This window comes from Flavobacterium sp. TC780, from assembly GCF_056783245.1.
This window is the reverse complement of sequence record NZ_JBXBAV010000063.1, coordinates 1-24,915: the sequence shown is the minus strand read 5'-3', so window position 1 is coordinate 24,915 and position 24,915 is coordinate 1. Positions and strand designations below refer to the sequence as shown.

Below are 24,915 nucleotides of genomic sequence, written 5' to 3'. Positions count from 1 at the left end.
GACAACCAATCCAACTTAACAGCCATATTTATCATTTTGCGCAGCCTTTCAATATGCTTCATTATTCCGTTATTGTTAAGCGGCTTTTGGTGGTCCTTGGGAACATAATTAAAAAGGTAGCGTTCAAAGTCCAGAATAAATTTATAAAGTAAGTTGTGAAAGGATAATATCATTCCTGTAATATTTCTCCCTAAGAAATTTTTCTATATACCTCTGTGTTGTATAGTAGTTTTTCATGGTTCCGGGAGCCAATTTATTTTCCTGTTGCTCATTATGATATTCTATCAGTGATACCAATGTAGGTAATAGATGGTCAGTGCCCAATACCTTGTCACGGATTGCTGGACCGTCTATCGCATCATCATTCAGTACCATCTGCTGATACGTATTTATGATCTTTGCCTTAAACTGATTAAGGTACATGTTGAGTTCAACTGTTTCTTTACGGCTTCCCTTTGCCATACCTTTTCTTTCATCCCATTCATTTACGTTCACAGAACGCTTTACGGAAATCTCAGTGCGTTTTCCATTTACAGTAACCCTCGCGCATATCGGCGCCTTGCCTTGCATGGAGGTCTTTTGTGTCTTTAAATAAAAGAGCACCCCAAATGTTGTTGTAGCTGTTTTCATATCTCAAAAATTTAATGTTCAAATCATTTGCACATTAAATGGGTCTCAAGAAACCTGGATTTCTGCTCGAAAACCGGCATACTCAGAGAAGCATCAAATGTTAAAATTTGAGCACAACAGACTGAAAACGATGGTATTAAAATGATTTTTGGGACTCAAAGTTAAAAGAAAAGGGGTAGCCGAATAGGTCCCATTTTCTTTGATATAAATTGAACATTTTGGAGTTGAATAAATAGAAAAACCCCTTAAATCGAATGATTTAAGGGGTTTTGACTGCCTTTGAAAGGCTCTTTAGTCGGGGTGGCAGGATTCGAACCTGCGGCCTCCTGCTCCCAAAGCAGGCGCGATAACCGGGCTACGCTACACCCCGTAAGCGGGTGCAAAAGATACACAAATATTCTAGTTGTCAAAACTATTTTGCAAAATAAATAAAATTTATTTTGATATAGTTATTTAGGATTTATTTAAGGCGCAAATTTTTATAATAAAGTATACATTTGTATTTCAGAAAAAAATAAAATTATGTCAGATACAATTGAAAAAATTAAATGCCTAATTATAGGTTCTGGACCAGCAGGTTATACCGCTGCTATATATGCCGCCAGAGCTAATATGAATCCAATTTTATACCAAGGAATGCAACCTGGAGGACAATTAACAACTACAAACGAAGTAGAAAATTTCCCAGGATACGTTGATGGAGTTACAGGACCAGAAATGATGATACAATTGCAAAAGCAAGCGGAACGCTTTGGTGCCGATATCCGTGATGGCTGGGCAACAAAAGTAGATTTCTCTGGAGATATTCATAAAGTATGGATTAATGATACTATCGAATTACATTGCGAAACAGTAATTATTTCTACTGGAGCATCTGCTAAATATCTAGGTTTACCATCAGAACAACATTATTTAAAAATGGGAGGTGGAGTTTCTGCTTGTGCTGTTTGTGACGGGTTCTTTTATAGAAATCAAGAAGTTGTTATTGTTGGTGCAGGAGATTCAGCTTGTGAAGAAGCGCATTACTTATCTAAACTTTGTAAAAAAGTAACGATGTTGGTAAGAAGTGAGAAATTTAGAGCTTCAAAGATTATGGAAGAGCGTGTTCGGTAAAACGGAGAATATCGAAATTTTAATGAATCACGATACAGTTGAAGTGATAGGAGACGAACAAGTAGTTACTGCTGTAAAAGCAAAAAATAAAACTACAGGTGAAGTTTTTGATATTCCAGCAACTGGATTTTTCGTAGCAATTGGGCATAGAAATAACCAAACACAGATATTTTTAAAAGCTATTTAACGCTTGATGAAACAGGGTATATAATCAATACTCCAGGAACATCTAATACCAATGTTGCAGGTGTTTTTGTAGCAGGAGATGCTGCAGATCATGTGTACCGTCAGGCAATTACTGCGGCAGGTACAGGATGTATGGCTGCTTTGGATGCTGAAAAAGATATTTGGCTTCGAAAGACTAATTAGTTTTTTGTTCTTTATAAAAAAAAGTCCCAATCTTATATCGATTGGGACTTTTTTTATGATTTTGATACGGTTATAAATCTATTTATTTCGATCTTTTAATCAATTTAGCTTCTTCCGTAAAACGAGTTAATTCAATTTTCTAGGTGTTCCTAAAAGTTGTACTTCGGCTTTGTCACCGGCTGCAATCGGTAATTGTAGTTTCAGCAAGCAAGCTACAAGTTGAGTAACTTTCGGCAGTAATATTAGCATTCTTTACTGTGAATTTATTTCCTGTAAAGGTAGAGTTGTTATCTAACCTTAAAGTCCCATTCGTAGCAGATCCCTCAATCGCTGCATTTGCTTTTTGATACAAATCACATTTAAAATCTGTTGCAACAACCAATGCTTTCAGACCTGCGTTTTTACTTAATTGTACACTCCCGTTTTCTGATTTTAAATTTAATTCTGTTTTCGATTTGTCATCGGCTATCAAAGCGAATTTCTTAGCGTTTACATTCAGGAATAATTTAGAGTAATCTACAGAATTAAAAGTGATGTCGTCAAGTTGAAGTTCCTGAATTGCATTTACCACGGTAGTGTTTTTTGCAATAACTTTAGTTAAATCCTTCTGTGTAAGTCACTCTTACAATTAGTTTTTTAAAGATGCTTGCTTCTTTAGATGTGTAAATTCTAAGTGCTTGACCGTTTAAATCCATTCCAATAATTTCATGGAGATTATCGTCGGCTTCGATTTTTATTTCATTTTTTTCTCCACGCTCCAAGTAGACTTCAAGATTGTCATTAACTTCAAGACTATTGAATTCACCTATTTCTTTGGATGCGATGGTCACCGTTTTAGATCCTTTTGAATCTTTTCCTTTTTTTGTGCGAAAGTTGTTGTTGAGGCAACTAAAAGTAGAAGCACTAGCGTGTATTTTTTCATTAAATTTAGTTTTTTACAAATATAAAAAAATCATCCACTTTCGATGGATGATTAATGTAATTTTAAGGACTATTTAAGTATTACTCCTGATCGATGCTTCCTCCTGAACTCGATTTCTTTTCGATAGATTTTGGAATGGAGTTATAATTAATATTTCCTCCACTACTAGCTTTTGCTTTTAAACTTAAAATAGGATGTACATATATTGAAGCGCCGCTGGAAGCTTGTGCATCAATATCATTTGCTAACATTCTCTTTGCATCAATACCGCTTCCGCTAGAAGCAGATGCATTTAATTTTAATGCTTTCCCTTCAATAGTTATATTACTAGCGCTGCTTGTTTCGCAGGTAACAGCATCCGATTCTATATTTACATTCATAGTTGCAGCACTTGATGCATCCAAATTAATATCTTCTCCTCTTATAATATTTATGCTTTTTACAGTTGATGCGCTCGAAGCTTTTATGTTAGTAATGCTTGGCATTTTTACAATAACTCTTTTAGATTTTATGTTGTTAAAAGAATTATAGTCACATTTAATTACTAAAGTGTTTCCTTCTATTTTAGTAGATATTTTATTTATTAAGTTATCATCAGCTTCTACAGTAATTTCTGTTTTGTCTGATTGTTCAATTACAAGATCGATAGCATTGCTAACAGTTACATTCTCAAAACTTCCCTGAATATCTCGTTTTTCAGTAACAACATTTCCGCTTCCATTAATCGATTTTAAACTGTTCGAAAAATTACAAGAAGCAAATAACAAAGCTGTTAAAGCAACAACTATAAACTTGGTAAAACAAATAATTATCTTAATCATGATTAGTTAATTTTAATTATAACTCCGTTTTTATCTGTAGTTAAATGTCCTGAAGTTTTCTTCCCGTTCAGAACTTCTTTCCCATTTATTTTAACCGAAACTTCATTAATAGTATCGTTCGGGTTGGGGTCGGTATCATCATTGTTTTCTACATCATCAAATTCATTTTCTGATATAGGGCAGTTTAAACATTTAATTTTAGAACTACCTGCTTTATAGATATAATCGTCAGAACTAAAATGCAAATTAAAGTAATTATCATCAGATTCATCATAATCTTCTACAGAAGCGTCTGGTTTTAGTAATTGACCTTCAGGTAAGTATAAGTATATGTTTACTTCTTGATCTCTGAATTTGTTTTTAACATCGGTTAAAAGATAGTTGTCAAGTATTAGTTGATTTCCTTTTATTTCAAATTTATAATTTATTTTATTAGCTCTTTCTTTAGCATCTATAAAAGATTTTCCTCTGGCATTTTTTTCGATTTGAATGTAAGCTGTTTTTTCGTCAGTATGTAATACATGCAAACTTATGTTGGTAGAATATATCAATTGGTTGTTTGCAGAGTCTTGTACAAATTCAAAATCATTGCGATGATTTAAGTCTTTAGCATAATAATCATTATACTTAAACTTTACAAAAAGAGTATCGGTAGTTTTAATGTTTATGGGGTATTTTTGTACTGTTTTGTTTTCATAAGAAACCTCCGTTGCTTGTTTTATTCCAATGCTTATTGCTAATGCCATTGCAATGATCCAAATTGCAAGTAAGGTGTATTTTGCAATATTACCTATGGATTTCATATTTGGAGCCAATAGTTTAAAACCTAATAGGGTCATAAAGAAAAATGGAATCCCAATAGCAAAGAACATTAATAAACCAAACATCCAGATAGGGTAGTCAGTAAAGTTTCCTGCATCTACAAAGTTTTGCCAAGGAAATTCAATAAAAAGATTCGTTCCTAGAGTAAAAACTCCGATTAGTAAAAATAGCAATACAGTTATTCCTGAGATGATTAAAATAATCCCTAAAAACTTAGCAAAGATTTTAAAGACAGTCATAATGAAATCACTAAAACTGCTTCCAATTCTTTCAGCACCTGACTTTACCTGGTTTCCCATTTTGTCGTAATCAGCATTTTTGAATTTATCCGAAAGAGACTCAATCTCTTCACGTACTTTTTTTTCGATATTCGAAATTGTAACAGGCTCACCAGTCATTTCTAGTTTTTCCGAAGTTGTTACAGCTTCTGGAGTTACAATCCATAAAACGATATAAGCTACGATTCCAGTTCCAAATCCAGCAAAAACAAATATCAAGAACATGATTTTTAACCAAACAGCGTCTATTCCAAAATAATGCCCCAAACCTGTTGCTACACCACCAATCATACCTTTTTCTTTATCACGGTATAATTTTTTGGTTTTTCTAGTTCCAGAGTCGCTAAATGATTGATTAGATGAATTAGCTTCTTCTTCTAGAATGTAGTCTTCAGGTTGTCCCATTACTGCAATAACCTCATCCACATCTTTTAAACCCACAACGTGTTTTTCACTTTTTTGTTTCTCGGTTAATAATTCCGATACACGCATTTCAATGTCTTTAATAATTTCGTCTTTACCAGATGAGTTACCCAAAGAACGTTTTATAGCGTCAAAATAGCGCGTCAGTTTCAAGTATGCATCTTCATCTATGTGAAAGAACATGCCTCCTAAGTTAATATTTACAGTTTTGTTCATGACTATTGTTTTTGATTGGTGATTAGTGTTACAGCATCCGAAAGTTCATTCCAGGTACCATTTAGTTTGTTTAAAAATGTTTGGCCTATTTCAGTTAATCCATAATATTTTCGTGGTGGTCCCGAAGTCGATTCTTCCCAGCGATAATTAAGTAAACCGTCGTTTTTTAATCTGGTTAATAATGGATAAATAGTTCCCTCTACAACCAGTAATTTTGCGTTTTTCAAAGTGTCTAATATTTCCGATGTATAAGCATCTTTTTCTTTCAGTACAGATAAATAAAAGATACAAAACTCAAGAACACCTTTGCGCATCTGTGCTTTTGTGTTTTCAATGTTCATAATTTCATTTTGTTTTGTTTATTGATTGACGATTCGTTTTTTGATCGATGATTGATTGTGATTGATTGTGATTGATTGATGATTTTTTTTTGAAGCTATTTCCTGCTCTCCGCTATATCTTTTTCTGGCAAAAAGAGCCAGAAAAAGGATGCCGCTTCTATCAGGGCTAGACTCCTATATTGTATATAACTTTTAACTATTTATCTTGTCATCATGAGATGAGCCTAAGGATAAATATTACTTAATAAAAGGAATCGTAAGCGGATATTTATAAAGATTCTCCGTTTGAAGCTTTTATTGAAGCATAAATAATTAAAAAGAACTCAACTACCTTTAGCATTCCAAAAATTAATATTGCCAATACTCCTACACTCAAGATTCCGATATTGTCACTAAGGTTAAAATTATTCATAGTGAAATCATTATCATTAATAACTACATCCATCGGAATGTTCTTGAAGATTACAAAAACAAAAATTGGAATAGCAATTAAGGCAAGAATCAAAGTGTAAAGCAACAAACTCAATTGAAAGTTTAAAGCTTGTTTACCATGATGATTCACAAATTCTGATTTGTCTTTTTTACTTGACCATATTAATGTTGGGAAGAGTATAATTCCCAAATGGAATAAAATATTGAGTTAATGTACTCAAATGAGTAAACGTTGCTGTGTTTCTTTCTGATGATGTTTCCATGATTAGTGGTGTTGTTGTTTCCATGATTAAAAGTATATAGTAATTTCTTATACAAATATATGGCTAAAAGACAGTATCTTGTTTTGCATAGTACTAATTATTAACAAAATTTTAACAAGTTTAAAAAATGAATCACCAAAAAAAGCACTGGAAATCAGTGTGAGTAGTAGTATTTATTGATAATCTTTCAAAGTGAAAACAATTTATTGTGCGTGCATAGTTTTTTTGTATTTTTACATAAAAAAATAAATCTAATGGCAATTTCAGTTTCTAAACTCAACAAATTTGTATTATTCAAATTACCATCGGCCTTTATTTGTGGGGTACGTGTAAAATAAATTGACGAGAATAAATGCGTCGTAACGGTAAAGCACCGTTGGATAAATCAGAATCCATTCAATTCTATGTATTTTGCAGTACAAGCGATGGCTGCTGAGCTTACGACAGGAGCATTGGTAAATATCGGCAATTAAAAAAAGCGGACGTAAGATTTCGATGCTTGTAGCCAATAATAAAGGAAACTTCACCAAAAAAGCAACTGGGCGTATAACATTCGTATGCAATGACGGTCATTTAATAGCCGAGGCGATACAAAGAACAATTGAAACTGGAGAGGGGCAAACCTTTTGGATGAAAATCTATAGGAACCGATGAAAAGGGAATTCAAGTATCCGAAATGGATTTTGAGTGGAGTGTTCGAGTTAAATAAAATGTGTCAAAGAATGAGATACAAAAAAAGCTTCAGGTAACTGAAGCTTTTTTTGTGGATTTAAAAAGGATTACTTTTTAGAGCAACATTTTTTGGCGTCTTTTTTAGCCATGTCTTTGTCATATTTTTTTCCATCAGCTTTACATTTAGCTTTGCATTTTTCAATGTCGGCCTTGCTCATCGTTTTTGTTGTAGATTCTTTTTTAGCAGTAGGATTAGCTTCTTGAGCACTAACACCTATACTAAATAGAGCAATAGTTAGAATAGTGATTACTTTTGTCATTTTGTTTGTTTTTTTTTGAATGTTGATGATTTAATCTTTATATAAGTTATAAAAAGATGAGTCAAATATAATATGATTTTATGCTTGTAAGAATAAGTGTAATGTTAATGTTTTTGTAAAAAAAGAGGTAGGCATTTTTGAGATTCAAAGGTTTTCTGTAGCGATGCACCGCAGTGTGTCTACGTAATATAGGTTTACACATAAAATAACCCCAATCTTGTTATTTTGAGAAAAGGAAGATAAGGTACTACTTTGCGCAAACTGTAATACGCGTGTATCTTTGTCAAAGTTTTGAACTTTGACAAAGACTATAAGGGGGCTAACAGAATTACAATACCATAAAAGGCAACACTCTATTATGATTTAGTAAATCTTCATCAGATTCACTATAAACTTTCTGCCAATCAAAATTCGGAATCTCTATTTTGGTTAGAGCAGTTCCATTCCAAATGACTTCAAAGCCATTATTTTTTAGTTTCTCTGTTACTTTTTTGCCTACTTCTATTGTAACTGTATCATCTGAATTGTCAATTTTTTGGAACGCTATCATTAAGTTTCTGCTATCAGGATCAATAGCTCTTTCTAAATCCTGCTGGTGGTAAAAACAATATCCATCTGATTGTACTTGTTGTTTTCTTAATTCTATTTCTATCTCAACAACTTCATATTCGCCTTCGCTGGTGGTGTAACCTGCATTATGCAACGCGATGATGTTTGATTTGCTCAACTCATTAAAAGCTTTTACAAGTCGTTCGGTATCTGTTGGTGATTTCCAACCTTTACTTGCTTCTTGGTGTTTTTTAAATTCGGTATCGATAGTTTGGTTTACCCATTTTTCTGAGATATCATCTTCCATTCCTTCATCTTCCACTTGTTCCCAAATCATATCTTTAATTTCATCAACAGGAAAAAATCCCATTTTGATTTGGTTTACTAATGAGTCGTATATGTATTCTTGATCTTCGGTCATGATCTTTAAATTTATTGGTTGTGATAATTTATTTTATAATGGAGTAAATTATAATTTTACTTTAAATTCTTTAGAGGCATTATATTCAGGTTCATAAATAATAAATTCATCATTCAAATTTGAAATTGCTGTAATTATGATGTATTCTGGATTTTTAGGCATTATATTTTCAAGTTTGATATATTTCTTAAATTCATCAAAAGAAGCATTTGGGTTTTTTGATATAAAATTATAATAAGTACTATCCATTTTTCCTGTCCAAATAAGTGAATTTTGAGCTCTGTTCCCATCATCAGATACTATTAGGTTTTTATTTTTGTCAAATAATAATATTTTAATATTTCCGTCATATTTAAAATCATAAAGTTTTTTTAGAATAATCTTGTTACCAATTATTTCTACAACTTCATATTTTAGATGGTTTAAGACGATAGTTTTTCCAGTATCCTGTTTCGTTAATTTCTGAATAGAATAATCAGTAAGAATTGATAACTCATAAGTAATAGTACCTTTTAGATTTACATTATTAGTAAAAGCAACAGTTTGGTTTTCGATACTTCTATATTCAAATTCAGAATTAGAATTTTCTTTTATTTTTCCTCCCATGCTATTAGCATTGGAATTTCCCATTTTAATTTCTTTGTTTTTGGAGTCTTTTAGTTCACTATTGGTGCTCTTTAAGCTAACGATGCCAAACAATTCTTCCTGATAATAGATTGGGAAATCAGAATTTAATAAAACATTGAGATGGTTTTTATCTTTTTGTTCTAATGCGATTTTTGCGTTTGTAATAAAAAAATCGATATAAGTAACCAAGTTATCTTTACTGTATTTTGATTTAATGAAAGTTATGTCAGGATTATATGTAACTGATTTTACTTTTTCGAGACTAGGTTTTTTATAGTCTTTGTACATTTCATAGCTAAATTTTAATAAGTCTTCGGTTGATTGTGAAAATACATTTGAGCTTAGAAATAATAAAAAGAAAAGAGTAATATGTTTCATTTTGTTTTTGTGTTAATATAAAGGTTGTTGGTGTATTTGGTACAATTAATCTTTTGGCTTATTTCTCGTAAATAGTTTTTGGATAAAATACTTTAAAACCATTGTAAACTGCTTGATGTATTACAGTTGAGTGTATTTCGTTTTGAATATAATCATAATAAACTTTGGTGTCCTTTTCGTTATTTTGCTTGAGTATTTCACTTAAAGATACAGTAACATCATACATGGTTTTATCTTCTTCCTTGTTACAGGCAGCAACATATACTTGTACTGGCTTGTTGTTTTTTGCTTTAAGTAAGTTAGGTGCTTCGGCTAGCAAGGATTGGTCTCCCCACCATAAACTAGGTGCGATTATTATGTAGCTATCGAATAAATTACGATGTTTTAATAATATTTCAGTAGCCAATAGCCCTGCCAATGATTCACCGATAACCGTTTTGTGATTATTTGTATTGAATTTTTTATCAATATAAGGTTGTAATTCTTTTTCAAGAAAAGCAATGTATTTATCGGATCCACCATATTGAGGGAAGTTTTCTTTTTTAAATCCTATTTTTTCAACAAAATCTATATTAGGAACGCTAAAAGTAAAATCACGTCTTCGGTTGGTGTTTTCAATTCCAACGACAATAGATTTTGGGAATCGAGCAATCCATTCTTCAGTATTAAATCGAACGATTCCTGTAATATGAATAAAATCTTCTTCGACACCACCATCGAGGATGTAGATAACAGGATATTTTAGAGTATCTTTTTTGTTGTATCCTTGAGGTAAGTATATGTTTATTGTTCTTGTTTCGCCAAGTTCTGCCGATTTTAGTTTATCTGTAATCCCAAGAACGATTGGTTGATTCTCAGTTGTAGTTTGCTTCCTTTTTGTTTGAGCAAAATTTGAAACGGCAAATGTTAGGAAGATAAAGAGGTAGAATGAATTTTTCATATAATGGGTATTTACGAATAGAGCAACGGGCATTCTAGGCTATCTTATTCTATATTACGGACTATTATTTTATATTTTTCGATTTGGCGGCGGTGTCTCAAGACGTGCACAATGGCATGTTCCATGATTTGTTCGATATCGTAAATTTGCCCCCAAGAAGTTTTTAGTTTTTTAGCGTTATCAGATTCTTCAAGCTGATTGTCGTTTATGTCTTTAAAGGAATCCACCATAAAAACAAAGGAATCATTTAAATGATTAGTATAATCATGTATAGAAGTATGAAATATTTCATCTCGAAAATCTATCGATTCCCCTTTAAATCTTCGAATGTAAATAGCATAAGCATAACCAGAACAAACAACGTGAGATAAAATGGTCTGGATTGATTTGCAACTATCATCTGTTGTTTGGTTATCTACAATAGTTATAAGTTCAGCATCAGAAATGTCCGAAATAGTTTGTTGTAAATCTTTGATCGTTCCCTCATACACATCAAGTAATGCACCAACAGCTCCATGTCTAAACGTATTTGTCATATGATTGATTTTTTTTACTTAGAAATATGCCAAAGACTCATTTTGCGTCTGGTCGAGAATCCTAATTTTTCGTATAGTTTAATGGCACCAATATTACTTTCGACTACATGTAAATAAGGTATTTTGTTTTGGTTAAAAATAGTATTTACTGCATGGGCAATTAATTGTTTGGCGTATCCTTTTCCCGTGTGCTCAGGATGAGTAACGATTGCACTTACTTCTGTAAAATCATTCATTTTCATGCGTTCGCCTGTAACTGAAATGAGTTTATTGTCTTTAAATATTCCAAAATAATTGCCTAATAGAGCTGTTTTTCTTTTAAAATAACCAGGTTGAACCAAATTAACCAATTTAAATAAAGCGTCAATGTGTTCGCTAGTTGTAAGAGCAACAATGTTTTCTTTTATCTCAGCATCTATTCGGTTATTGAGAATCATTTGTAAACAAACCAATTCGTTTTTCAATTCAAGTCGATTTGAAAGTTGAGGTTTTTCGCCAACAACAAAAAAACCATCTGTTAATTCAGAATATTCATCAATAGATTCAGAAATGTTTTCAGGCATTATAAATCCACCGAATGGACAATAATCATGATTGTAAAATTTGATGTTATTGTAATTTATTGAAAATTCTTGGTGCGTTTCGGATAAAGAATACCAAGCAGGATTGTCTAATTTTGTGTAATCGGTATTCATATGTTTGATAGTGCCAGAATTACTTCAGGCATTTAGTATTGTGTTTTTTTTGTAAAAAATATAATTAATGAGTTTTAGTCATTGCTCTTTTATCTTTTTGTAAAAGCTACTTTTAAGCCAAGTAAGATGAAAACAACTCCAGTCATTTTGTTTAATCGGCTTTCGGCATTTTTGTTTTTATTAAAAAGAGTTGCAACGTTACTTCCCATTAATGCCAAAAACGAACACCATATTAAGGTTATGATAAAGATGATGAACCCTAATAATAGGTAAGGAATAGGATTGTTTATCTCAGAGGTTTTTACAAATTGAGGTAAAAACGCTAAGAAGAAAATTGCAATTTTAGGATTTAAAACATCGCTTAAAAGTGCAGTAAAAAATAACTTTCTGTTGGCAGTATTCTTAACTTCAATAGATTTTATTTCTGTTTGATTAACTTTTGCTGTAAGCGATTTATAACCCAAATAAAATAAATAAGCAGCTCCTAAATATTTAACTATGCTAAATGCCAGAGCCGATTGTGCCAGAATAAGCGAAAGCCCAAATGTAGCGGCAAGCGTATGTACAATTAACCCTAAACTAACACCTAATGCCGAATATAATCCTGCTTTCTTGCCAAGTGAAATACTTCTTGTTAATACCATGATAGTGTCGATTCCTGGAGTAATAACTACAATTGTTGCTGCTATTATAAATGTTCCTAAGCTTTCTATTCCTGTCATGGTTATCGTTTTTAGTATTAATAATTGGTTTTGTATTATCTTAAAACTATTGAGATTATTATTAACACATAGAAACATAGATTTTGTAAACCAAAAACAGACGTTTCACTTATTTAAAAGGCACATAGCTATCTATGTAAAAGAAAGACGCTTTTTTTTGTCTTCTTTTTTATAAATAAAATCTATGTTTCTATGTGTTACATGTTTTTTTAGAATACCCCAAAAAGATAATCTAAGTTTTAAGCATTAGCTAAAATATGATTTATTTTTTAAGGAATCAATTTTTTTATTAAATCTAAATCAGCTGGTTTATTGATAGGTATAGTTACAAAATAGCCTAATTGCCATTGTTGTGTTTTCTGTGCTTGTTTACTTGTTGTACTGTCCCAAGGCGGATATAAACGAATGGCACGTTTGCCTTCTTTCTTATCATCAGATAAAATTCCTTTTTGGTGTAGTATCGATTTCGGAAAAATAAATTGCCCGAAATGAGAACCGTTTCTAGTGCTTACAATAAAAAAATCGATAGCATCTGTAATCTCAAAAGGGGCAATAGGGCCTTTTGGGCTTCTTTTCCACAACGTAACAAATTGTCCCACTTTTGTTGGGGTAATTTTTGCCACACGGTATATAACAGCCTGATTGTTTATTTTAAAAGTATAAGCACCATAATCGGTACTTTCTGCTTCGGCTATAGGTTGCGAACATTCTAAGTTGCAAGTATCGTATAGTAGTTCTTTTGCTTCAAGCAAATCTTTATGAATCGTATTTGTAGACCAAATGGTTGAGGTTTCCATGCGTTGTTGTTAGATTTTTTGGGATTAAACTTTAAACGACTAATTCGTCTAGCTTTTATTTTCGTCTAAATTATTGAGGAGGTTATTTTTTATTGGTTTTCAAAATCCAATTAATACAGTTATCAATCCATTGTACATCGCTGGTAGGATTGTCCATGCCGAAACCATGACCACCTTTGGCATAAAAGAAAGATTCTACTGGGACTTTGTTTTTTTGCAAAGCAGCAATAAATACAAGCGAGTTTTGTACTATAACATCAGGATCATCTATGGCATGAGTAATAAACGAAGGAGGAGTATTTGGTGTTACATGTAATTCATTCGAGTATTCTTTAATTTCTTCAGCTGATGCATCTTTGCCAAGTAAATTATTTCGTGAACCCTTATGCGTTAAATTATTCGTCATACTAATAACAGGGTAAGTAAGAATCATAAAGTCGGGACGTAAATTGGTTTTTAACGGATTGTCGATATATGATTTGGTATAATGTGTACCTGCTGTGGCGGCCAAATGTCCTCCGGCAGAACTACCCTGAATTCCAATTTTGTTTGGATTTATTCCCCATTCCTTGGCATTTTCTCTTACCAACTCGATAGCCCGTTGCGCATCTTGCAAAGGAACTATTTCTTTGTTTTCGACAAATTTTGCAATTGGTAAACGGTACTTTAATACAAATCCTGCAATTCCACTTTCGTTTAGTTTTTTGGCAATAGCATAACCTTCATGATCAATTGCTACACCAGAGTAACCACCGCCAGGGCAGATAATCACAGCAATCCCTGTAGCTTTATTTTTTTCGGGAAGAAAAACAGCGAGATCAGGAGTAGCGACTCTAGTAATTACCGTAATTTTTTTTGCTCCAGTATCATAAACCATAATTGAGTCTGTTAGGTCTGCAATTTCTTTGGAGTTTGGTACTTTTCCATTATATAAAGGAATAACTTTTTGAGCGTATTGAGAATTGGACATTCCGATAAGTAAATAAAGGGTTAGAATTAATTGTTTCATAAAGAGGTTTTAATCCAATTTAGCATTAAGAATAAAATGATGATATCCTTACTTTGCATTACAAAAATAGAGCTTAATTTTTTATAAGTTTTTATTAAGTTGTTCTGATGTAGATTTAATTCTTGTTTAGAGGATTAAATCTAAATAATAATAAAATAGAAAACAATAGGCTTCTTATTTGAATTGTGATGATTTATGGTTTTGATAATTAATGAGTTATGTATCTTTGTGTGGATTATTTTGAAGTTCGGAATTATATAATAATTTTTAATAATTGTACAACGCTTAACCGATTTAAAACGTCATCTTTGTTTCGTGGGGAATTTTTTTTTCAATACGCTCGTTTATTACGAAAATTGAATTAGTAAATTAATACTCACCTAATATACAGATGAATAGTTTTGAAATTGAAAAAGGTAAATCACATATTATTGTTGAAATTATACAGTATATTCCTAATGCCGTTTTAAGTAAAACGATTATTAAGAAGACGACTGGAAATATTACAGCATCATCATTTGACGCGGGTGAAGAACTAGCCGAAAAAATTTCTCCTTTTGATAATTATATTCAGATCATTGATGGAACTGCAGAAATAATAATTAATGACAAACCTCATAAGTTAAATCTTGGACAGGGGATTGTAATTCCAGCACATGCAAAGCATAGCTTTAATGCCAATGTACAATTTAAGATGATTTCGACCATTATAAAAAGCGGTTATGAAGATTAATTAAAAAGATAATTGCTAATTATCATATAAGTAAATAAGAAATGAAACTCTATATAAAATATATGGTAAGCCTCCGCTGTAAAATGGTGGTAAAAGATGCATTAGAAAACCTTGGCCTACAATGTGTTATTGTAGATTTAGGATTGGTAGAAATAATAGGAGATTTATCTCCCGATATTCGCGATGAACTTAAAATAATCTTATTAAAGGCAGGATTAGAGTTAATGGACGATAAAAAGGCAGTTTTAATTGAAAAAATTAAAAACATAATTGTCGAAATGGTCCATTATACAGATGAGCTACCCAAAGTAAATTACTCCGAATACATCAGTGAAAAAATGGGTATGGAATATACGCATATAGCCAAGATTTTTTCGGAAGTAAAAGGAATTACAATTGAACATTTTATCATTGCCCATAAAATAGAACGCGTTAAAGAATTGTTGCTGTATGATGAACTAAATCTTACGCAAATTTCTTATATGCTTAATTATAGCAGCGTATCTCATTTATCCCAACAATTTAAAAAAGTAACGGGTCTTACCCCAAGTTTCTTCAAACAACTTAAAGACAAAAAAAGGATTGCCCTTGAAAATGTCGGAATTGTATAACTTCTTTTACTTATTATACAATAAGGTGTAGAATAAAATAATCACTTTTGACTACGTTAAATAGGATTTTTTTTGATGTTCTCTATAAATATACTATTGGTTCTTACTATAAATTACTAATCAAAACGGAGTTACACAGACTTGGTTTGAATGCTCTTGTTTTAGAGTTTAGTAAAGAGACTATTCTATATAAAATATCTTTAAAAAACACAACCACTTAAAGTAAAAGTGGTTCCTATTGGAAAAACAACCTAATTCAGTTAAGAAAATTGAAAATTAAAATTCGATAAACGAATAACAATGGAATCCAAGAATAAACAAGAAAATAGTTATGCGCGTAGCTTGATAGAAGCTAATTTAAATTCTATAATTGTTATTGATCAAACAGGAAAAATTACAGATACAAATCAGGTCTTTATTGATATTGCAGGTAAGGACAGAAAAACAATTTTAGGAAGTTTTTGTTTTGATTATTTTACAGATCCTAAAAAAGTAAAAGCAGTTTGTAAACAAATATTTAAGATAGGCTATATTAATGATTATGAGTTAACGATTACAGATCATAAAGAAAAGGATGTTTTATTTAATGGATTTGTGTACAAGGATAAAGATGAGAATGTACTCGGGGCTATACTTATGGCAAGAAGTATCGAAAAACAAAAAGCAATAGAATACGAATTGCGAGAAGCAAAAGTTATTGCCGAAAAGGCTACCAAAATAGCGGAAGATGCCACAAAAACAGCTGAAGATGCTGTAAAATCAAAGCAGCAATTCTTATCGAATATGAGCCACGAGATTAGAACACCAATGAATGCAATTATTGGGTTTACCAAAGTGGTGCTAAAAACGGAATTAACTGCAAAGCAAAAAGAATATTTAACTGCTATAAAAATTAGTGGAGATGCTTTAATTGTATTAATAAATGATATTCTGGATTTAGCAAAAGTTGATGCTGGGAAAATGGTTTTCCGAAAAAACACCTTTTAAACTAGCATTGTCTGTAACAGCTATGTTGCATTTGTTTGAAACAAAATTTCAGGAAAAAAACTTAAAGCTAATTACAAATTATGATAAAAGAATTCCTGAAGTACTGGTAGGAGATCCTACAAGGCTGCATCAGATTGTTTTGAATCTAGTAAGTAATGCAGTCAAGTTTACAAATAAAGGAATGATTGTCGTGAGTGTACAGTTGCTTACGCAAGATGACGAAAAGGTATCTATTGAGTTTTCTGTTTCTGATTCTGGAATTGGAGTTCCAGCTGATAAGATGGAAAAAATATTCGAAAATTTCCAACAAGCTTATTCTGGTTCTTCAAAGATATATGGTGGTACTGGATTAGGTCTGGCTATTGCAAAACAATTGGTAGAATCTCAAGGAGGAACTATTGAGGTTAAAAGCGAAATCAATAAAGGAGCTACTTTTAGTTTTGTTCTTGATTTCCAAAAAACAACTGCCGAGGCTGTTTTAGAGCCCGAAATTATAGAGTTGAGCAGAGAGATTAAGGACACAAAGATATTGGTTGTTGAGGATATGGAACTTAACCAACTATTGATGAAAACTTTGTTAGACGATTTTGGTTTTGAATGTGATATTACTGCAAATGGAAAATTGGCTATCGAAAAGTTAAGAACCAAAACGTATGATATTATTCTGATGGATTTACAAATGCCCGAGATGGATGGTTTTGAGGCTACAGAATATATTCGTAATACGATGAAATCTCAAATTCCGATAATTGCTTTAACGGCAGATGTAACAACTGTAGATGTCGAAAAATGCAAAGCAGTAGGAATGAATGACTATATGGCAAAACCTGTAGACGAAAGATTGCTTTACAGTAAATTGATTGCATTCTCGAAAAAACCAATATTAATAATTGAGCATAAAACGGGGCAAAATGTAGATATGAAAAAAATTAAATATGTAGACATGAATTATCTCATTAAGTTGACAAAATCGAATCCTGTTTTAATGACAGAAATGATAAATGCATATCTGAAACAAACACCACCCTTGATTGTCACAATAAGAAAAAGTCTTATAGCTAAAGATTGGAAATCGATACAGGCAGCAATTCATAAAATGTTACCATCATTTTCGATAATGGGTATAAGTCCTGATATAGAAAAAATTGCAAAAAAAATCCAGGAGTATGCTTTTGCGCTTGAAATTTCTAAAGAAATGGATGAATTGGTATCTGAACTAGAAAAAGTTTGCGGTCAAGCTTGTGAGGAACTCGAACTTGAACTCGAGAATTTAAAAAGATAAGCTATGAGAAAAGACAATAAAATAAAAATTTTTTTGGTTGATGACGATTCGGTATTCCTAAAATCTATGGAAATTGAATTTTCGTATCGTAATGAGTATTCTATTGAAACCTACTCATCTGGGGAACTTTGTATCGAGAATATAGTAAATAAACCAGATGTTGTTATTTTGGATTATCATTTGGACGGAATTGATAAAAATGCAATGAATGGATTACAAACATTAGATAAAATTAAAGAAATAGATAGGGGGATTCCTGTAATAATGCTTTCATCACATGATAAGATAGATATTGCCGTAAGTTGCATGGATCACAGAGCATTCGATTATGTTGTAAAAAGCGAAACAGCATTTGTACGATTACAAAAAGCAATTGAAATTATCTTTAGATACCAAAAATTAGAAAACGAACTCCATCAGTATAAGGACAAAATATAAATACTTTATTTTTTTAGCGTAGAAATGTTTTACATTACCTTTCTATTCTCGGTTATTGCAAGTTTGTATTCTTCGGAGTTGTGTAGCTTTCTTAGATTGTCTATTAAATAATCTATTTGTGCAAGACCAATTTCTTTATACTTTTTGATGTGTTCTTCACTCAGTTTTATTTCTCGTTGTGCATCGGCAAATCCTCCTAGAAAACACCAAAGAAAGTAATCGTTATCTCTTTTCTCAAAAATATAATCCCAATCTTTCCAATAAATTAGTTTTCCTTTTAGTTTTTTGATTTCCAAATAAACAGGCTCAATTTTAAAATGTTCGTATTTGGTACATGTATATCTATGGAATTTTACTTTTTCGTTTTCAAGACATTTCTTAATTTCTTCAATCTGGGTTTGATTAAGGTTGTACTCATGAGTAAGTTGTTTTATGAGTTCGTTATCATCAATAAAAGCGGTATATCTAATGAATTTATCTAGTTTTTCAGCCCATTCCTTAACCGAAAGTTCTTCTCTGGTTATGAGATTTGTGCCTTGGGAATTAATTATAAATATCATTTGAGAGTTTTACTGTTTGTTGAATGAAATTATTTTTTTGTTTTGATCGACCTCTGTATAATATTAGTAACTTATTTAGAGATTTCATATTTGTAGTATAGCTATCTATTTGCAAATATTCTCTCCCACCAGGATATTCATATATTAAATAGTAATGTCTATTTTTTCCGAAGCCTTGGCAAATTACTTCTTCATTTTTTATAGATTCCCAATTGTGAAACTTTGTTTTTATGGTTTCTATACCTTTTTCATCTAAAATTATCTGAGGTGTAGTATTTATAACTTCTCTGAATTCTTTGTAAGTTAAATAAAGACCTCCTAATATCAATAGTATTCCTAAAGGTAGGCTTCTGGAATTAAATAGTAAGTAACCTCCAAGGATAATGCTTGAAATACCTAAAAGCATTTGGATTGAATTTTTACTTTTGGAATAAAAAATTATAGTTTGTTTCGGGATAAATATGTTGTCTTGAAACACGTCTTCCTTTTCAAATTTTAATAGTAACGAATCCCATTTCTTTTTATCTCCAGAGCTTTTTATTTCAGCTTTTTGATAAAAACTGTTATCCAAGCCAATTAGCCTTTCCTGAATAGCTCTTTTTTTTAATTCATGGACATTTCTAACATTTTTAAACGCCCAAATCCGCCATTTGGTAATTGTAATGCACCAATATAAGCAAGCTAAGAAAAAAGGAAGGATATATACAATTGGTATAATTAACCAATCTGTTACGATGTTTTGAGTTTGAAGATAAATAGCAATAAAAATGGATGTAAATAATATTGTACGTGCAGGGTAATTAATTAGCCATTTTCCTCTTTTAATGGCGTTGTCTACAGTTGTTTTTTCGTTCATATGGTTTTTATGATCCCAGCTAAAATTAGCTGCTACTTTATTTTTTAGTAAACGAAAATACAAATAAAGATTCTACCATAATCAAGTCTTTCTCTTAGATTTACTCAATATCTAGATTAAATTTCTCTAATAATCCTGCAAGTTCCAAACGGGAGAATTTTGCATTTTTAACCCTGTTTTCTTCTGGGTCGAACGAATAATTTTTTGCAGTACGAAAATCGGCTTTCTCAAGAATACTTCGTACAAATGTTGCATTTGAGAGATCACAGTTCTTAAATACAGCCTGAGTTAAATCGGCTTCGGAGAAATCTACATCTTTTAGAGAACAATCGAAGAAGTTTGTTTTCTTTAATTTTCTTTGTAAAAAAGTAGAGTAGTCCAGGATACAACCCTGAAAGTTCATGGAGAATAAAAAGGCATTACTGTCACTAAAGTCTAATCCCATTAGTTTACAATCTGTGAATTTAATATTTTTTAATCCTGTGTTTCGTAATGTTGCTAATGAGAAGTTACAGTTTTTAAAGTTACAATCTATAAAATCATTATTGCTTAAATCACTTTTAGAAAAGTTACAGTTTATAAAGTCGCAATTAAAAAATTCAAAATCAGCTAATCTCTTTTCAGAGTAGTCAATATTTTCAAAAGTCTTGCCTTGATGAAGTTGTGTGTCCATAATAAATTTGGTGATAAAAATTAATTGTTGCAAATACGGTATTTATTCCAATTCGATACATTCAAAAACGTCGTTATTTAATATCATTTCGACTATATTGGCTTCACTATCAATTCTTAAAATATTATCCCAATCCTCAAGGTCAAAATTCCACTTTGCGACTGGTAATAATTCGTTAAGGATTTTTGTTGCCGATTCTAATTTCGATTCAGTGTTTACCGAAGTTTTGAAAACATAAATCATTATTTGCTTTTTTTAGTTTGCAAATATGAATAATAAAGCAGTAATCCTATTAGGATTCAATCTGCAAGAGTTAGGATTTTTCAATCATTTTACGATACTCAATAGGAGTGATGCCTTCGTGTTTTTTAAAGATTCGGCTAAAGTAGGATTGGTCGTAATGGCCTACCTGCATGGCAATTTCATTGATAGTAAGATTGGTTTGGTACAATAAGTACTTGGCTTCTAGTAGTATTGTTTCATCAATCCACTTGGTAGGTGATTTTCCTGTAACCGATTTTATAGATTTGTTTAAATGATTTGGAGTGACGTTCAGCATCGAAGCATAATAGCTTACTTGATGCTGTGTTTTTATATGTAAATAAATAAGTTCTTTAAACTTAGTTGTAAGTGTAGTTGCAGCGGTTAGGGATTTATTGGTTTTTACAGCATTCTTATTTATTTCAAAAAGTAAAGTAATAAGGTAAGATTGTATGATTTCTAGGTTTGTGCTACCAGTTTCGGTATATTCAATAAGCAGGCGATTCAATAAATTAGAGACAAAACCTGCTTCTCGTTTTTGAAAAGCTATTGAAGGATTCCCCCAAATTTTTAAAAAATCAAATTCATTTATCATTTCTCGATTACCATATTTCCCGATTAGGATATCCTGATGAAACTGACATATAATGCCAGTTATCTTTTTACTCATAAAATCTATCGAGTAAATCTGTCCAGCAGGAACCACCACCATTTCGTTTGCCTTAGTGGTATATTCTTCTGATCCAACTTTTAGTTTATGAATTCCAGAAGTAATAAAAAGAACAGTGTGACAAATATGTTTGGATGGAGGTACAGGAAATTTCAGTTGGTTTACATCTTCAATTCTCAAACAAAAAAAATGTTCAGAATTTGATTTAAAAAGATGCTCTATAGTGTTTTCAGATTCAAGGAATTTATCCCGAAAATCTTTTGCACCATAGGTTTTTATATCTTCCTCTTTTTTCGCCTTCATCTGTTCTTGTTCGATATTCGTAGTAAAATTTACTCAGCGAAAATAGGAATTAAAAATAGGTTTTCTGTTTACTTATTTCTCAATTTCAATTTCAATCCCAAAACCATTCGTAGGGAAGATTATCCAACGATTATTCACTTTCATTGCTTTGTTAACTTTTAGGCGATATGTTTTATTGTCGTTTAATTCGATTATTATCTTTAAATCATAAGTATCAGAATCGACCATTACTTTGTTTCTTACAGTCTTCACTTTTTTAGAAGCTATTAAAGTTGATTCTGTTTTTATAGATTTGATTTGACTCCAATCAAATAAAGTATGTGCTTCTGAGACGAATTTATTGATTTGCTTAATATCATCAGGTTTTTTTTGAGTGCCTTTTCTTATGATTAGCTTCATTAAATCTTCGCTTGATTTTAGTTTCGAAGATTCTTCGGGTGTAATTGTTGCACTAGCAAAACCGTACGAAGCATTTTCTTTAGGAGATAGGAATAAAGAATACAATCCTTCTGAATCTTTATTTTTAATATTGTTTGTAATTTCTTCAGCAAATTCATCGATTGTTTCTGGTCCGCTGCTGCAAGAAACTAATGTGATGAGGCCAAAAAGAAGAATGAGTTTTGTGAATTTTATATTTTTCATTTTATAAATTTTGTTTTTGGATATACTTCGGGATTCTACTCAATGTCGGATTTAAGAATTGAATATAAATTCAAGTCAATAAATTGGTTATAAAGTAATTCTCCTTGGCGAAATAATGCCTTCCTTGGTAAAGTTAAGTTTTTCTGGGATTGTTTTGCTTTTAAAGTTCTCGGTTCCGCATTTTATTTCGATTCGGTTTAATTGTAAACTCGAAAAACCAAAGTTAATAATTGCTTCACAAGATTTAGTCATAATCCCTTTTCCTTGTAGGTTTTCGGCAAGCCAATATCCGATTTCTCCAATTTTATTCTGACCATCAATTTTATAAATACCAACTCTTCCAACAATTTTTTCGTTATCAACAATAACAAATGCATATTCGTTTCCGTCTTTGTTTCGTTGTATTGTGTCTTTTACAAAATTGGCTGCAAAGTCTACAGATTGCATTCTGTCTACAAAAGGCAACCATTTTCTTAAATGTGTTCTGTTGGCATCAACAAGATCAAAGATTGGTTGTGCGTGATTTTCGTGAATTAACTCCAATTTCAAGTTTTGGTCTATGTTTATGGTCATGATTGATGGGATGAAGTATTTTTTTATTTTTTATTTGTGTCATAAGTATTCCTAAAATTATTGAAGGAACCCAACATATAAAAGATATTTCACCAATAAGTTTTATTAATGGATTTAGTGTTCCCATATAGCTAAACAATGCTCCAGTTATAAGAAACATTATTATACCATTTATGATAAAACCAATTCCTATTTTGTTGTAAATACTCATGAGTTGATTATTTTTTGCTGTTTATAGGATGTTAGCTAATATCAGTTAATTTAGAAATTTTGTCACCAAAAAATTCAAAGATCGATTTCCCGGTTAAATTTAGTTCTTGCCCTTTTTTGAGTCCATTAGGGAAGTCCATTCCTAAAATAGCAAAGTAGTTAATCTCTATTTCGGTTTCGTTTTCCAAATGCTTAAAAGATGCTATGGTTTGTGTTCTGCTTGAGAAATAAGCTTTTGCCTGTTCTGCTTGCTGTTTAAAAGAGGTTAATCCAGCTAAAGACATATTTGTTTCGCCACCTTGAATATTTTCAAAAATTATGGCTTCGTCAAAATCTGAAACCATTTTGTCAATATCAAATTGGTTATAACCGTCAATGTAATTTTGAATTGCTTTTTCTCTTTTGATCATAACGATAGTCTTATATTCGAGGAATCTATTTCTTTAGCTAATATATAAATATTTATCAATAATTTACCCAATTTTGTCATTCAGAGGGATGATAAATCTTATGATAAAACTCCGTAAACTAAGTGAATTATCTTTGTCAAAGTTTTAAACTTTGACAAAGATAAACACACGTAAAGTCATTTAAAGAAAGGAAGAATCTCTGCAAGAAATTAATAAGGAGTTTTTTTATTGTTGAGTAATTTGTGTGATTCTTCGACTCCGCTCAGAATGACAATATCGTGATTTAATTGCGGATAAGTTTTGTCTCAGAAACTTAGTCGCTTAGAACCTTAGTGCCTTAAACAAAAAAACTCAGCCCCACCATTCATAAGAATGACAAGACTGAGAAAGATGACACGTTAAAATGTCTTTAAATTATTTTGCTCCCGGAGGAGAATTTTCTCTTATGTATTTCATGAAGGTATCAGCAAGATGTTTTCCTGTTCCTTCTCCTTCGTGAATGCTATGTGAGCGATTTGGATAAATCATCAGGTCGAACATCTTATCATACTTAACCAATTCGTTAATTAAAACTTCGGCATTTTTATAATGCACGTTATCATCCCCAGTTCCATGAATGTATAATAAATTTCCTTGAAGGTTTTTAGCGTGAGTTACAGGTGATGCTTTAATATATGTTGCTTCGTTTTCGTTTGGCAATCCCATATATCTTTCAGTATATATGTTGTCATAAAAATGTTGGTCGGTTACCGCTGCAACAGCAATTCCTGTTTTGTAAATCTCAGGATATTGAAACATTAAGTTTAATGTTACTGCGCCGCCACCGCTCCATCCGTGAATGGCAACTCTATCGTTATCAATAAATTTCCATTTTAATACTTCTTTTGCGGCCATTGCTTGGTCGCGAGTATTGATGATTCCGATATTTTTATAAATAGATTTTCTCCATTCTGTGCCTTTCATTACAGGAGTTCCTCGATTATCCATTGCGATTCCTATATATCCTTCAGGAATTAAATAGGCGATATACGGATAAAAATAGGGTTCATCATTTGCTACAGATGCCATTGGTTCTCCATAAACATAAAAGAACACGGGATATTTTTTAGTAGGATCAAAATTTAATGGTTTAGCTATTATTCCGTCTATTTCGACACCATCAACAGTGGTAACCTTAAATTTTTCTAATGAATAATCACGTTGTGGAGCCGAAAATGAATCGGCTGTTTGAGGTAATATCTTTTTATGGCTTGGTAAAGCTACCAAACGTGTATTATACTCACGATTAATGTTAGAATTGGTATGTTTTGCAAATTTGGCATCTGTAGAAAAACGATATTCATTTGTTCCTTCAAATTCTTTTGGAGTAATGCGTTTTGTTTTCTTAGTATTCAAATTCGTTTCATATCA

General features: G+C 31.6%; 30 protein-coding genes, 1 tRNA gene and 3 pseudogenes. 7 read left to right on the top strand and 27 right to left on the bottom strand.

Annotated elements, in window-relative coordinates:
• Together AC1RYN_RS06205 and AC1RYN_RS06200 are read right to left on the bottom strand one after the other, a co-directional pair.
• Positions 1-570: pseudogene (locus tag AC1RYN_RS06205) on the bottom strand (phage integrase SAM-like domain and Arm DNA-binding domain-containing protein); the annotation flags it as partial.
• Between the two features lie 355 nt (positions 571-925).
• Positions 926-1,000 (bottom strand) — tRNA-Pro (locus tag AC1RYN_RS06200).
• A 152-nt stretch (positions 1,001-1,152) separates the two neighbouring features.
• Here AC1RYN_RS06200 and trxB point away from each other — a divergent pair.
• Positions 1,153-2,108: pseudogene (gene trxB, locus AC1RYN_RS06195) on the top strand (thioredoxin-disulfide reductase).
• Positions 2,109-2,284: 176 nt separating this feature from the next.
• Here the strand turns inward: trxB and AC1RYN_RS06190 are convergent.
• The 6 genes from AC1RYN_RS06190 to AC1RYN_RS06165 all read right to left on the bottom strand — a co-directional run bounded on the left by AC1RYN_RS06190 (position 2,285) and on the right by AC1RYN_RS06165 (position 6,557).
• On the bottom strand, positions 2,285-2,683 hold the full coding sequence (locus AC1RYN_RS06190; RefSeq protein ID WP_481806255.1) for a hypothetical protein: 399 nt from the start codon (positions 2,681-2,683) through the stop codon (positions 2,285-2,287).
• Positions 2,684-2,705: 22 nt separating this feature from the next.
• Complete coding sequence (locus tag AC1RYN_RS06185) at positions 2,706-2,942, bottom strand: GIN domain-containing protein (RefSeq protein ID WP_481806254.1); 237 nt, start codon at positions 2,940-2,942, stop codon at positions 2,706-2,708.
• A gap of 172 nt (positions 2,943-3,114) precedes the next feature.
• The gene (locus AC1RYN_RS06180) at positions 3,115-3,855 is read right to left on the bottom strand and encodes a head GIN domain-containing protein (protein WP_481806253.1); all 741 of its coding nucleotides are present in this window, start codon (positions 3,853-3,855) and stop codon (positions 3,115-3,117) included.
• 2 nt (positions 3,856-3,857) lie between these two features.
• Positions 3,858-5,594 (bottom strand): PspC domain-containing protein, encoded by a 1,737-nt coding sequence (locus AC1RYN_RS06175; RefSeq protein WP_481806252.1) that lies wholly within the window; start codon positions 5,592-5,594, stop codon positions 3,858-3,860.
• 2 nt (positions 5,595-5,596) lie between these two features.
• Entirely contained in the window at positions 5,597-5,935 is a 339-nt protein-coding gene (locus tag AC1RYN_RS06170) for a PadR family transcriptional regulator (RefSeq protein WP_481806251.1), read from the bottom strand.
• A 268-nt stretch (positions 5,936-6,203) separates the two neighbouring features.
• Positions 6,204-6,557 (bottom strand): magnetosome magnetite crystal formation protein family, encoded by a 354-nt coding sequence (locus AC1RYN_RS06165; protein WP_481806250.1) that lies wholly within the window; start codon positions 6,555-6,557, stop codon positions 6,204-6,206.
• Positions 6,558-6,968: 411 nt separating this feature from the next.
• Between AC1RYN_RS06165 and AC1RYN_RS06160 the strand changes: the two are divergent.
• Positions 6,969-7,339 (top strand): annotated as a pseudogene (locus AC1RYN_RS06160) (DUF4442 domain-containing protein).
• Positions 7,340-7,409: 70 nt separating this feature from the next.
• On the opposite strand, the gene AC1RYN_RS06155 reads toward AC1RYN_RS06160, so the two are convergent.
• The 9 genes from AC1RYN_RS06155 to AC1RYN_RS06115 form a co-directional block, all read right to left on the bottom strand.
• A complete protein-coding gene (locus AC1RYN_RS06155) occupies positions 7,410-7,622 on the bottom strand; it encodes a hypothetical protein (protein WP_481806249.1) in 213 nt (70 codons plus the stop codon).
• A gap of 328 nt (positions 7,623-7,950) precedes the next feature.
• Positions 7,951-8,592 (bottom strand): DUF6891 domain-containing protein, encoded by a 642-nt coding sequence (locus tag AC1RYN_RS06150; RefSeq protein ID WP_481806248.1) that lies wholly within the window; start codon positions 8,590-8,592, stop codon positions 7,951-7,953.
• Positions 8,593-8,640: 48 nt separating this feature from the next.
• Positions 8,641-9,597 carry a hypothetical protein gene (locus AC1RYN_RS06145; RefSeq protein WP_481806247.1) on the bottom strand — a complete coding sequence of 319 codons (957 nt, stop codon included), beginning with the start codon at positions 9,595-9,597 and terminating at the stop codon, positions 8,641-8,643.
• 58 nt (positions 9,598-9,655) lie between these two features.
• Positions 9,656-10,537, bottom strand: a complete 882-nt coding sequence (locus AC1RYN_RS06140) for an alpha/beta hydrolase (protein WP_481806246.1) — start codon at positions 10,535-10,537, stop codon at positions 9,656-9,658.
• Between the two features lie 44 nt (positions 10,538-10,581).
• The gene (locus AC1RYN_RS06135) at positions 10,582-11,073 is read right to left on the bottom strand and encodes a DinB family protein (protein ID WP_481806245.1); all 492 of its coding nucleotides are present in this window, start codon (positions 11,071-11,073) and stop codon (positions 10,582-10,584) included.
• A gap of 14 nt (positions 11,074-11,087) precedes the next feature.
• Positions 11,088-11,768: a GNAT family N-acetyltransferase gene (locus tag AC1RYN_RS06130; RefSeq protein ID WP_481806244.1), complete on the bottom strand. Its 681-nt coding sequence runs from the start codon at positions 11,766-11,768 to the stop codon at positions 11,088-11,090.
• A gap of 89 nt (positions 11,769-11,857) precedes the next feature.
• Positions 11,858-12,490, bottom strand: a complete 633-nt coding sequence (locus AC1RYN_RS06125; RefSeq protein ID WP_481806243.1) for a LysE family translocator — start codon at positions 12,488-12,490, stop codon at positions 11,858-11,860.
• 269 nt (positions 12,491-12,759) lie between these two features.
• Positions 12,760-13,287 carry a MepB family protein gene (locus tag AC1RYN_RS06120; protein WP_481806242.1) on the bottom strand — a complete coding sequence of 176 codons (528 nt, stop codon included), beginning with the start codon at positions 13,285-13,287 and terminating at the stop codon, positions 12,760-12,762.
• An 82-nt stretch (positions 13,288-13,369) separates the two neighbouring features.
• Positions 13,370-14,296: an alpha/beta hydrolase gene (locus tag AC1RYN_RS06115; RefSeq protein ID WP_481806241.1), complete on the bottom strand. Its 927-nt coding sequence runs from the start codon at positions 14,294-14,296 to the stop codon at positions 13,370-13,372.
• A 391-nt stretch (positions 14,297-14,687) separates the two neighbouring features.
• Here AC1RYN_RS06115 and AC1RYN_RS06110 point away from each other — a divergent pair, with 391 nt between their 5' ends.
• The 5 genes from AC1RYN_RS06110 (at position 14,688) to AC1RYN_RS06090 (ending at position 18,347) form a co-directional block, all read left to right on the top strand.
• Positions 14,688-15,029 (top strand): cupin domain-containing protein, encoded by a 342-nt coding sequence (locus tag AC1RYN_RS06110; RefSeq protein ID WP_481806240.1) that lies wholly within the window; start codon positions 14,688-14,690, stop codon positions 15,027-15,029.
• A 41-nt stretch (positions 15,030-15,070) separates the two neighbouring features.
• Complete coding sequence (locus AC1RYN_RS06105; protein WP_481806239.1) at positions 15,071-15,640, top strand: helix-turn-helix domain-containing protein; 570 nt, start codon at positions 15,071-15,073, stop codon at positions 15,638-15,640.
• 300 nt (positions 15,641-15,940) lie between these two features.
• Positions 15,941-16,627 (top strand): histidine kinase dimerization/phospho-acceptor domain-containing protein, encoded by a 687-nt coding sequence (locus tag AC1RYN_RS06100; RefSeq protein ID WP_481806238.1) that lies wholly within the window; start codon positions 15,941-15,943, stop codon positions 16,625-16,627.
• Entirely contained in the window at positions 16,590-17,909 is a 1,320-nt protein-coding gene (locus AC1RYN_RS06095; RefSeq protein ID WP_481806256.1) for an ATP-binding protein, read from the top strand. The genes AC1RYN_RS06100 and AC1RYN_RS06095 overlap by 38 nt, the downstream gene beginning before the upstream one ends.
• Before the next feature lie 3 nt (positions 17,910-17,912).
• Positions 17,913-18,347 carry a response regulator gene (locus AC1RYN_RS06090; RefSeq protein WP_481806237.1) on the top strand — a complete coding sequence of 145 codons (435 nt, stop codon included), beginning with the start codon at positions 17,913-17,915 and terminating at the stop codon, positions 18,345-18,347.
• A 29-nt stretch (positions 18,348-18,376) separates the two neighbouring features.
• Here AC1RYN_RS06090 and AC1RYN_RS06085 read toward each other — a convergent pair whose 3' ends face one another.
• The 10 genes from AC1RYN_RS06085 to AC1RYN_RS06040 form a co-directional block, all read right to left on the bottom strand.
• Positions 18,377-18,907 carry a hypothetical protein gene (locus tag AC1RYN_RS06085; RefSeq protein ID WP_481806236.1) on the bottom strand — a complete coding sequence of 177 codons (531 nt, stop codon included), beginning with the start codon at positions 18,905-18,907 and terminating at the stop codon, positions 18,377-18,379.
• Entirely contained in the window at positions 18,891-19,763 is an 873-nt protein-coding gene (locus tag AC1RYN_RS06080) for a hypothetical protein (protein ID WP_481806235.1), read from the bottom strand. Before AC1RYN_RS06080 ends, AC1RYN_RS06085 begins: the two co-directional genes overlap by 17 nt.
• Positions 19,764-19,863: 100 nt before the next feature.
• A complete protein-coding gene (locus AC1RYN_RS06075; RefSeq protein ID WP_481806234.1) occupies positions 19,864-20,436 on the bottom strand; it encodes a pentapeptide repeat-containing protein in 573 nt (190 codons plus the stop codon).
• 42 nt (positions 20,437-20,478) lie between these two features.
• Positions 20,479-20,679 carry a hypothetical protein gene (locus tag AC1RYN_RS06070; RefSeq protein ID WP_481806233.1) on the bottom strand — a complete coding sequence of 67 codons (201 nt, stop codon included), beginning with the start codon at positions 20,677-20,679 and terminating at the stop codon, positions 20,479-20,481.
• A gap of 70 nt (positions 20,680-20,749) precedes the next feature.
• On the bottom strand, positions 20,750-21,670 hold the full coding sequence (locus AC1RYN_RS06065) for a helix-turn-helix domain-containing protein (protein WP_481806232.1): 921 nt from the start codon (positions 21,668-21,670) through the stop codon (positions 20,750-20,752).
• Positions 21,671-21,742: 72 nt separating this feature from the next.
• A complete protein-coding gene (locus AC1RYN_RS06060; RefSeq protein ID WP_481806231.1) occupies positions 21,743-22,312 on the bottom strand; it encodes a hypothetical protein in 570 nt (189 codons plus the stop codon).
• An 87-nt stretch (positions 22,313-22,399) separates the two neighbouring features.
• The gene (locus tag AC1RYN_RS06055) at positions 22,400-22,855 is read right to left on the bottom strand and encodes a GNAT family N-acetyltransferase (protein WP_481806230.1); all 456 of its coding nucleotides are present in this window, start codon (positions 22,853-22,855) and stop codon (positions 22,400-22,402) included.
• On the bottom strand, positions 22,815-23,096 hold the full coding sequence (locus tag AC1RYN_RS06050; protein WP_481806229.1) for a hypothetical protein: 282 nt from the start codon (positions 23,094-23,096) through the stop codon (positions 22,815-22,817). The genes AC1RYN_RS06055 and AC1RYN_RS06050 overlap by 41 nt, the downstream gene beginning before the upstream one ends.
• A gap of 31 nt (positions 23,097-23,127) precedes the next feature.
• Complete coding sequence (locus tag AC1RYN_RS06045) at positions 23,128-23,439, bottom strand: nuclear transport factor 2 family protein (RefSeq protein ID WP_481806228.1); 312 nt, start codon at positions 23,437-23,439, stop codon at positions 23,128-23,130.
• Between the two features lie 480 nt (positions 23,440-23,919).
• Entirely contained in the window at positions 23,920-24,900 is a 981-nt protein-coding gene (locus AC1RYN_RS06040; RefSeq protein ID WP_481806227.1) for an alpha/beta hydrolase family protein, read from the bottom strand.
• Positions 24,901-24,915 lie beyond the last annotated feature (15 nt).